Origin of the sequence: Streptomyces aureus, from assembly GCF_001418135.1 — a bacterium.
Classification (GTDB): domain Bacteria; phylum Actinomycetota; class Actinomycetes; order Streptomycetales; family Streptomycetaceae; genus Streptomyces; species Streptomyces aureus_A.
The window spans coordinates 1-8608 of sequence record NZ_LIPQ01000196.1 but is presented as its reverse complement, the minus strand read 5'-3'; the positions used below and the strand labels follow the sequence as shown (position 1 = coordinate 8608).

Genomic DNA, 8608 nt, shown 5'->3' with positions numbered 1-8608 from the left:
GGCCGGATCCGGCCCACGTCGGCGCTCTCCGTCTACGCCCTCGGCCTGGTCTACGGCCTCGCGGGCTTCTGCGCGGGCCCGATCCTCGGCAGCGTGCTGACCGTCGCGGCGCTGAGCGGCAGCCCGGCGTACGGGGGACTGCTCCTCGCCGTGTACGCGCTCGGCATGGCCGTTCCGCTGTTCGTGCTCGCGCTGCTCTGGGAGAGGTACGACCTGGGCCGGCGGTCCTGGCTGCGGGGCCGGCCGCTGCGGGCGGGGCCCCTCACGCTCCACTCGACGTCGCTGCTCTCGGGCCTGTTCTTCGTGGCCCTCGGGACGCTCTTCCTGGTCTTCGACGGGACGACCGCGCTGCCGGGCCTGCTGTCGGTGGACGACTCGTTCGCGGTGGAGCAGCGGGTGGCCTCGCTCGGCCGGGCGGTCCCGGACTGGGCGCTGCTCGTCGCGGTGGTGGCCGTGGTGGCGCTGGTGCTCGCGCTGCGGGCGAGGCGGGGGAGCCGTTCGGGGGAACGCGAGGAGGTCTGACAGTACGGGGAGGGGGCTCTGGGCGTCCTCCCCGTACGGCCGCCGTACTGCCCTCGTACGGCCGCCGTACTGCCCTCGTAGTGCCCCGTGGGGACCCCGTACGGCCCCTGTGCTGCCCCCGTGGGGACTTCTCCGGTCCCGGGAACGACGAAGGCCCCGTTCTTTCGAACGGGGCCTTCTGTTTGTGGCTGGGGCCGGGGTCGAACCGGCGACCTATCGCTTTTCAGGCGATCGCTCGTACCAACTGAGCTACCCAGCCACGAGACCATTGCTGATCTCAGCGATCCTGACGGGACTTGAACCCGCGACCTCCACCTTGACAGGGTGGCGAGCTAACCAACTGCTCCACAGGACCTGGCTTTGTGACGAGAACAAGTCTCGCACACGATGTTGCGTGCCCCCAACGGGATTCGAACCCGTGCTACCGCCTTGAAAGGGCGGCGTCCTGGGCCACTAGACGATGAGGGCTAGAGGCTCACCTGGGCGCTTCGCAGCGCGTCGGGGACGTGAGAAGCATATGGGATGCCGGGCGCTATCGCCAAAACGGTTTCCGGCGGGGGGACAATGGGCGCGTGCTGGAGATGACGCGCGAGGAGTTCGAAGAGCTGGTCGCCGAGGCCCTGGACCGCATTCCGCCGGAGCTGACGCGGCTGATGGACAACGTCGCGGTGTTCGTGGAGGACGAGCCCGCCGCGGACGATCCCGACCTGCTCGGGCTCTACGAGGGGACGCCGCTGACCGAGCGCGGCGAGTGGTACGCCGGTGTGCTGCCGGACCGGATCACGATCTACCGGGGGCCGACGCTGCGGATGTGCGAGTCGCGCGAGGACGTGGTCGCGGAGACCGAGATCACGGTGGTGCACGAGATCGCCCACCACTTCGGCATCGACGACGAGCGGCTGCACGCGCTGGGCTACGGCTGAGTGACACCCCGGGCACACGCCCGGGCCCTTTCGGGCGTGTCCCTTGTGGCGCCGGGGGAGTTGGGCAGTGCAACTCGTTCCGTTCCTGCCTGTCGTGTCCTGGAGGTGCCCCCGTGCGCCATTTGCCCACCCGTGTCAGATGGGCCGCCGCCGCGCTGGCCGTCGCGGCCTGTGCCGGTCTGAGCGGCTGTATGAGTGTGAGTGACGAGGGGGCGAAGCCGGCGCCCGGCGCGTCCGGCGGGAAGCGGGGCGTGGCGACCGATTCCGGCGGCGGTGCGGCCGGCGAGCCCGGTGGGGACGCCGGTTCGTGGAACGGCCGGCCGGGCGGTGGCGGCCCCGACGTGGCCGGCTCCGGTACGGAGTCCCCGGTGCCGAGCGGCTCCCCCTCGGGCACGGCGAAGCCCTCCCCGGGCGCGGTGCTGCCGGTGGAGGGTCCGGGCGGCCCCGGCGGCCCGTCCAAGCCGCAGCCGACGGGCGGTCAGGACGGCCCGGGCGGCGGCTCGGGCGGTTCCGCCGGCAACGGCGGCGACGGTGGCAACGGCGGCGGGAACGGGGGTGGCGGCAATGGCGGCGGGGCGAACGGCGGCGGCTCCGGCGGTCCGGGCGGCGGGGGCACGCCCCCACCGGAGCCGACCGCGGAGCCGACCCCTGAGCCGACGCCCGAGCCGACCGCGGAGCCCACTCCCGAGCCGACCCCCGAGCCGACCTCCCATCCGACGGATCCGCCGTCGCCCGGACCCGACACCCAGATGGGTGCGATGCGCGCCGCGGACGGGCCGGGTGCGCCCCCGGAGCCGGTGGCGTCTCCGCAGGTCGGACCGGTGTGAGGGAGTCCGATTTGCCATAGGTGGGGGAGGGTGCGTATGGTGGTAGATCGTTTGATCCCATTGCCCGGCGCCGACACAGAAGAGCGCCGTGTGGCGCGTACTCTCCCTAGCCGTGGCTGACCGCATTGAGGCGGTCGTTTGCGAAATCACGGAGTTGACGGGCGCGTGCCGAGACTCCGGAAGGTTTCGCATTTCGCATGTCCATTTTCAGTTCTGATCACGCCGTCATGCCCGAGAACGACGAGATCGTCGAGGCCGTAGAGGCCGCCGAGATCACCGAGATCACTTCGATCGTCGAGATCGACACCGACGACATCGTCGAGGCCGTCGAGGCCCTCGACATCGACACCGACTCGGACGACTCCGTCGAGGAGCCCGCCGAGCCCACGATCACCTTCAGCGACCTCGGTCTGCCGGACGGCGTCGTGCGCAAGCTCGCGCAGAACGGTGTCACCACCCCCTTCCCGATCCAGGCGGCGACCATCCCGGACGCCCTGGCCGGCAAGGACATCCTGGGCCGTGGCCGTACCGGCTCCGGCAAGACCCTCTCCTTCGGTCTGCCGCTGCTCGCCACCCTGGCCGGCGGTCACACCGACAAGAAGAAGCCCCGCGGCGTCATCCTGACCCCGACCCGTGAGCTCGCGATGCAGGTCGCGGACGCCCTCCAGCCGTACGGCGACGTGCTCGGCCTCAAGATGAAGGTCGTCTGCGGCGGTACGTCCATGGGCAACCAGATCTACGCCCTGGAGCGTGGCGTCGACATCCTCGTCGCCACCCCGGGCCGCCTGCGCGACATCATCAACCGCGGCGCCTGCTCCCTCGAGGCCGTCAAGATCGCCGTCCTCGACGAGGCCGACCAGATGGCCGACCTGGGCTTCCTGCCCGAGGTCACCGAGCTGCTCGACCAGGTCCCGGCCGGCGGCCAGCGCCTCCTCTTCTCCGCCACCCTGGAGAACGAGATCGACAGCCTGGTCAAGCGCTACCTGGTGGACCCGGTCACGCACGAGGTCGACCCGTCGGCCGGTGCCGTCACCACCATGACCCACCACGTCCTCGTCGTGAAGCCGAAGGACAAGGCGCCGGTCACCGCCGCCATCGCCGCCCGCAAGGGCCGCACGATCATCTTCGTCCGTACCCAGCTGGGCGCGGACCGCATCGCGGAGCAGCTGCGCGACGCCGGTGTGAAGGCCGACGCGCTGCACGGCGGCATGACCCAGGGCGCCCGTACGCGGACCCTGGCCGACTTCAAGGACGGCTACGTCAACGCGCTCGTCGCGACCGACGTCGCCGCCCGAGGCATCCACGTCGACGGCATCGACCTGGTCCTCAACGTGGACCCGGCCGGCGACCACAAGGACTACCTGCACCGCTCGGGCCGTACCGCCCGTGCCGGCCGCTCCGGTGTCGTGGTCTCCCTGGCCCTGCCGCACCAGCGCCGTCAGATCTTCCGTCTGATGGAGGACGCGGGCGTCGACGCCTCGCGCCACATCGTCGGTGGTGCCGGCGCGTTCGACCCCGAGGTCGCCGAGATCACCGGCGCCCGTTCGCTGACCGAGGTCCAGGCCGACTCGGCGAACAACTCGGCCAAGCAGGCCGAGCGTGAGGTCGTCGACCTGACCAAGCAGCTGGAGCGCCTGCAGCGCCGTGCCGTCGAGCTCCGCGAGGAGGCCGACCGTCTGGTGGCCCGCGCCGCCCGTGAGCGTGGCGAGGACCCCGAGGCCGCTGTCGCCGAGGTGACCGAGGCCGCCGAGGCCGAGGTCGCGGCCGCCGCCGTGGAGGCCGAGCGTGCCGCCCGCGCCGAGGAGCAGCGCCGCGAGGAGCGTCCGGCCCGCGACGATCGGGGCAACTACGAGCGTCGTGACCGTGGCGGCTTCAACCGCGACGACCGTGGCGACCGTGGTGGCGACCGTGGTGGTTTCCGCGGCGGTGACCGTGGTGGCGACCGTGGCGGGTTCCGTCGCGACAACGACCGTCCGTCCGGTGGCTTCCGTCGTGACGACCGCCCTTCGGGTGGCTTCAACCGCGACGACCGTGGTGGCGACCGTGGCGGGTTCCGTCGCGACAACGACCGTCCGTCCGGTGGCTTCCGTCGTGACGACCGCCCCTCGGGTGGCTTCAACCGCGACGACCGCGGCGGCCGTTCCTTCGAGCGCCGTGACGACCGTCCGGCCGGCGGCCACCGCGGCAGCGACCGTCCGTTCAACCGCGACCGTCGTGACGACCGCCCCGCCGGCGGCTTCCGCCCGGGTGGCGGCGACCGTCCGTACGGCCGTCGTGACGACCACCGCGGCACCGGCTCGACCGGCTCGACCGGTGGCTCCTTCGGCCGCCGCGACGACAAGCCGCGCTGGAAGCGCAACGGCTGACCTCACGTAGCAAGCTGAGCAGGGCCCGTACGACACTTCGGTGGCGTACGGGCCCTGCTGCTTTGAACGGGTTCGAAAGTCGTTTTCGACATGCGGGGGCGGCTGTTAGCATCGGCGCACTCGCATGGGGGCGGTGCGGCCGGGGGGCCATGAACCGACATCTGTTCGGCACGAGAGCCGCCGTCCTCCCCATGCCTCTACGCTGATCCTCAGGGGAGGACCCGAGTGCCTCGTAGCGCTCTTCTACGCCATTCCATCGCGGCCGTCACCGCGACGACCCTTCTCGCCGGCCTCGGCCCGCTGACCGCGACGGCGACTGCCGCGCCGGTGGCCGCCGCCGTCGCCACCGCCGCGTCGGTCGACCCGTGGGCGGCGTCCGTGCCGCTGTCGGACGAGGCGGCCCTGCACAGCCTCGTGGACCTCAGGACGGCCAAGGACGGGGCGGTCGTCGCCCTCTGGTACCGGACCGCCGAGGACCACAGCAAGAACGAGCTCATCGCGTCGGTGCGCCCGGCGGGCAGCTCCGTCTGGGGCGCGGTACAGGTCCTGCGCACCCTGCCCACCTGGCGCAGCCAGGCCCAGCTCACCGTCTCGGACGACGGGTCCGTCACGGCGGCCTGGATGGAGTACCCGAACGACGGCGGGCCGGGCAACGAGAAGCCCGGCGGTGCCTTCCGGATGGTCACCCTCGCGGCCGGCGCCACGACGTGGTCCGACGTGTCGGACGTCATGACCGACCCCGGCTGGGTCCACGGCGGGAGGCTGGCCGGCTCGCCGTCGGGCGAGCTCGTCGCCGTCTGGCAGGGAGTCTCGGCGGGGAAGGCCGGGGTGTACTCCTCGGTCCGCACCGCACCGGGCGAGGCCTGGTCCGAGCCGGTGCGGATCGACGAGCCCACGACGGACGCGGGGCTCTCCTCCGTTCCGGAGCTCATCCACTCGGCGGACGGCACGACGACCATGGCCTTCGTCCAGGCCGGCGCCGAGATCGGTGAGATCAAGGTCCTCGACCGGCCGGCGGGCGGCACGTGGAGCAAGCCGGTCACCGTCTCCGCCCCCGGGCAGTACGCCCACAACCCGAAGCTGGCGCTCGGCAGGGGCGGCCACGCCGCGCTGGTCTGGCACACGCAGGACGCCCGGGGCTCCTCCGTCGGTACCGACGTGGTCGCCCGGCGACCGGCCGGCAGCCTGACCTGGGGTGCCGGGGAACCGGCCAACGGCTTCGACGGCGGTGCGTGGCGCAAGATCGCGGTCGGCCCCGAGGGCGACGTCACCCTGCTCGGTGTCACCTTCGTCGAGGGCAGCGGATTCATCGCGCGGACCACCACCCGATCTGCCGCGACCGGTACCTGGGCCGCACTGAAGACGATCTCCACGGGCTATGTGCCCGACGACCAGTTCGACCTGACGGCCGGTGCCGACGGCGTCGTCCACGCCGTGTGGACCCAGGGCGATACGGACCGGAAGCTGATGGCCTCCTCGCGGGTCGCCGGCGCCTGGTCCGCGGCCCCGACGCCGCTCTCGACCAACACCAGCGGCTACGCCCTGGGTCTGGTCACCGTCGACGCCGCCGACCGGCCCGTCGCCGTGTGGCAGCAGTCCAGCGGCGACCTCACCACCCAGCTGCGTGCGGCCACCACCGCCCCCGCCCCCGTCAAGCCGCTCCCCAAGTGGCGGGACCTCAGCGGTGACGGCAGGGGCGACCTGCTCGCGCTGACCCCGGCCGGTGCGCTGACCGTGCGTACGGGCTCGGGTGCCGGAGGCCTGGGGACCGGGGCCACGGCGACCGGATGGCCGACGACGTCGACGGTCGTTCCGTTCGGGGACCTGTCGGGCGACCGGTGCAACGACCTGCTCGTACGGAACTCCGCCGGGGTGCTGACGCGTCATGACGGCGGCTGCGGGACGGCGTTCGCGCCGGGCGGGCCGAAGCTCACCATCGGCGCGGGCTGGAACGCCTACAACGCCCTGACCTCCCCGGGCGACCTGACCGGTGACGGCCGGACGGACCTGCTGGCGCGCACGCCCGGCGGCGAGCTGTACCTGTACGCGGACGACGGCAAGGGCGCGTTCAAGACACGCGCGAGGCTGGGTGGCGGCTGGCAGGCGTACAACGCGATCGCCGGCGTCGGTGACCTGAACGGCGACAAGGCCGGCGACCTGCTCGCCCGCGACGCGGCCGGTGTGCTCTGGCGCTACCTGGGCAGGGGCGACGGCACGTTCGGCACCCGCGTGAAGCTCGGCGGCGGCTGGCAGGGCTACAACTCCCTCGTGGGCGTGGGCGACTTCACCGGCGACGGCAAGGCCGACCTGGTGGCCCGCGACACGACCGGAACGCTCTGGCGTTACGCGGGGAACGGCGCGGGCGCCTTCGCCGGACGGGCGAAGATCGGCGGCGGCTGGCAGATGTACAAGACGCTGTCCTGACGAGCGCCCCGAGCGCGGCTCGGGGCCCGTCCCGCACGATGTCGTGGGGACGGGTCCCGGGCCGTCCGCGTATACCCGATCGGTTCGGGGGATCTCTCGGGCTATGCTGCACGGGTGTGCTTGTCCACGGGCCGTTAGCTCAATTGGCAGAGCAGCGGACTTTTAATCCGTTGGTTGTGGGTTCGAGTCCCACACGGCCTACGTGTGGCAGGCGGGGATTTCGGTCTCCGAGCTGCCGAGAAGCGCCCCGACCGGTTTCGACCGGTCGGGGCGCTTCCGTATCCGGGACGCGGTGTGCGGCATCGTGGGCGAATCTGGTTCGTGGACGCTGAGCGTGGAGGTGGGGACCGTGACGGTGAACGGATCCGGTGATCCGATGGATCAGGCCCGGACGCTGGCGCGGTGGGCGCTCGGCGCCGCCGCGACGGCGGTCGTGCTGCTGCTGACGGGGCTCGGCGCCGCCGGGCTGCTGGTCCTTCTGGCCGCGCTCGTGGGGCTCGTCTGTTCGGCCGTGGGCATCTGGTGGTTCCTCGCCCACCGCGGGCCGTTGCGGGTGTCCGGCGCCCTGCTGGCCGTCGGCGCGCCGCTCGCCGTCCTCGTCCTGTACGTCGCCTGGGGACCCTGGCTGACCGGGCTCGGGGCCCTCGCGTCGTGGAGCGTGGCGCTGGTCTGCGCGCGGGCCGCCCTGCGCCTCATCCGGGACAGGAACGGCGCGCCGGCCCGCCCGCGGCCGAAGCGGCGGTCCCGGCCGAAGCGGCCCGTACTGATCATGAACCCGAAGTCCGGGGGCGGGAAGGTCGCCCGCTTCGGGCTCGTCGAGCGGGCCGAGAAGCTGGGCGCGCGGGTCGTCCTCATCGACCCGTCCGTCGAGACCGATGTCGCCGCGCTCGCCCGGGAGGCCGTCGCCGACGGCGCCGACCTGCTCGGGGTGGCCGGCGGGGACGGTACGCAGGCGCTGGTCGCCGCCGTGGCCGCCGAGCACGACCTGCCCTTCCTCGTCATCTCCGCAGGAACCCGCAACCACTTCGCCCTCGACCTGGGGCTCGACCGCACCGACCCGGCGACCTGCCTCGACGCCCTCGTCGACGGCGAGGAACTCCGTGTCGACCTCGGCTCCGTGTCCGGGCGGGCGTTCGTCAACACCGTCTCGTTCGGTGTGTACGCCGATGTCGTCCAGCTTCCCGAGTACCGCGACGCGAAGGCCGGCACCGCCGTCGACGTCCTCCCCGACCTGCTCCAGGGGGGTGGCGGCGACCGTCTCGACGCGACCGCCGACGGCCTCCGGCTCCCCGCCCAGCAGGCCCTCCTCGTCAGCAACAACGCGTACGCCGCGCCCGATCCGTTCAGCGCCGTCGCCGCCCGGAGACCGCGCCTGGACGGCGGCGAGCTCGGGGTGATCGCCGTCCGGGTCGACGGGGCCGCGCAGGCCGCCGAGATGGCCGTACTGGGCACCCAGTCGACCGGGTTGAACGTCCTGACGGCCGCTCGGGTCGAGGTGACGGGGAAGGCCGCGGCCCCCGTGCCCGTGCCCCCCTCGGCCTTCGTC

6 protein-coding genes and 4 tRNA genes are annotated in these 8608 nt (G+C 72.7%); 7 read left to right on the top strand and 3 right to left on the bottom strand.

Features of this window, described 5'->3' with window-relative positions; all coding sequences use genetic code 11:
- Positions 1-522, top strand: a 522-nt coding sequence (locus AOK00_RS17785) for a cytochrome c biogenesis CcdA family protein (RefSeq protein ID WP_173861584.1), incomplete at its 5' end; no start/stop codon positions are given.
- 185 nt (positions 523-707) lie between these two features.
- Here AOK00_RS17785 and AOK00_RS17780 read toward each other — a convergent pair.
- The 3 genes from AOK00_RS17780 to AOK00_RS17770 all read right to left on the bottom strand — a co-directional run bounded on the left by AOK00_RS17780 (position 708) and on the right by AOK00_RS17770 (position 990).
- Positions 708-781: transfer RNA gene (locus AOK00_RS17780), tRNA-Phe, on the bottom strand.
- Between the two features lie 22 nt (positions 782-803).
- Positions 804-877, bottom strand: a tRNA-Asp gene (locus tag AOK00_RS17775).
- Positions 878-917: 40 nt separating this feature from the next.
- A tRNA-Glu gene (locus AOK00_RS17770) sits at positions 918-990 on the bottom strand.
- A 104-nt stretch (positions 991-1094) separates the two neighbouring features.
- On the opposite strand from AOK00_RS17770, the gene AOK00_RS17765 reads away from it, so the two are divergent.
- The 6 genes from AOK00_RS17765 to AOK00_RS17740 all read left to right on the top strand — a co-directional run.
- The gene (locus AOK00_RS17765; protein ID WP_055601288.1) at positions 1095-1445 is read left to right on the top strand and encodes a metallopeptidase family protein; all 351 of its coding nucleotides are present in this window, start codon (positions 1095-1097) and stop codon (positions 1443-1445) included.
- Between the two features lie 113 nt (positions 1446-1558).
- Positions 1559-2272 (top strand): hypothetical protein, encoded by a 714-nt coding sequence (locus AOK00_RS39095; protein WP_159041786.1) that lies wholly within the window; start codon positions 1559-1561, stop codon positions 2270-2272.
- Positions 2273-2469: 197 nt separating this feature from the next.
- On the top strand, positions 2470-4638 hold the full coding sequence (locus tag AOK00_RS17755) for a DEAD/DEAH box helicase (protein ID WP_055601286.1): 2169 nt from the start codon (positions 2470-2472) through the stop codon (positions 4636-4638).
- Positions 4639-4863: 225 nt separating this feature from the next.
- Positions 4864-7062, top strand: a complete 2199-nt coding sequence (locus AOK00_RS17750; protein ID WP_159041785.1) for an FG-GAP repeat domain-containing protein — start codon at positions 4864-4866, stop codon at positions 7060-7062.
- 128 nt (positions 7063-7190) lie between these two features.
- Positions 7191-7263: transfer RNA gene (locus tag AOK00_RS17745), tRNA-Lys, on the top strand.
- Between the two features lie 175 nt (positions 7264-7438).
- On the top strand, positions 7439-8608 hold a 1170-nt coding region (locus AOK00_RS17740), incomplete at its 3' end, for a diacylglycerol/lipid kinase family protein (protein WP_055601289.1).

Bases quoted from the DNA above. Each gene is read 5' to 3' on its own strand.
- AOK00_RS17755 (WP_055601286.1), top strand. From the start codon at position 2,470: ATGTCCATTTTCAGTTCTGATCACGCCGTCATGCCCGAGAACGACGAG.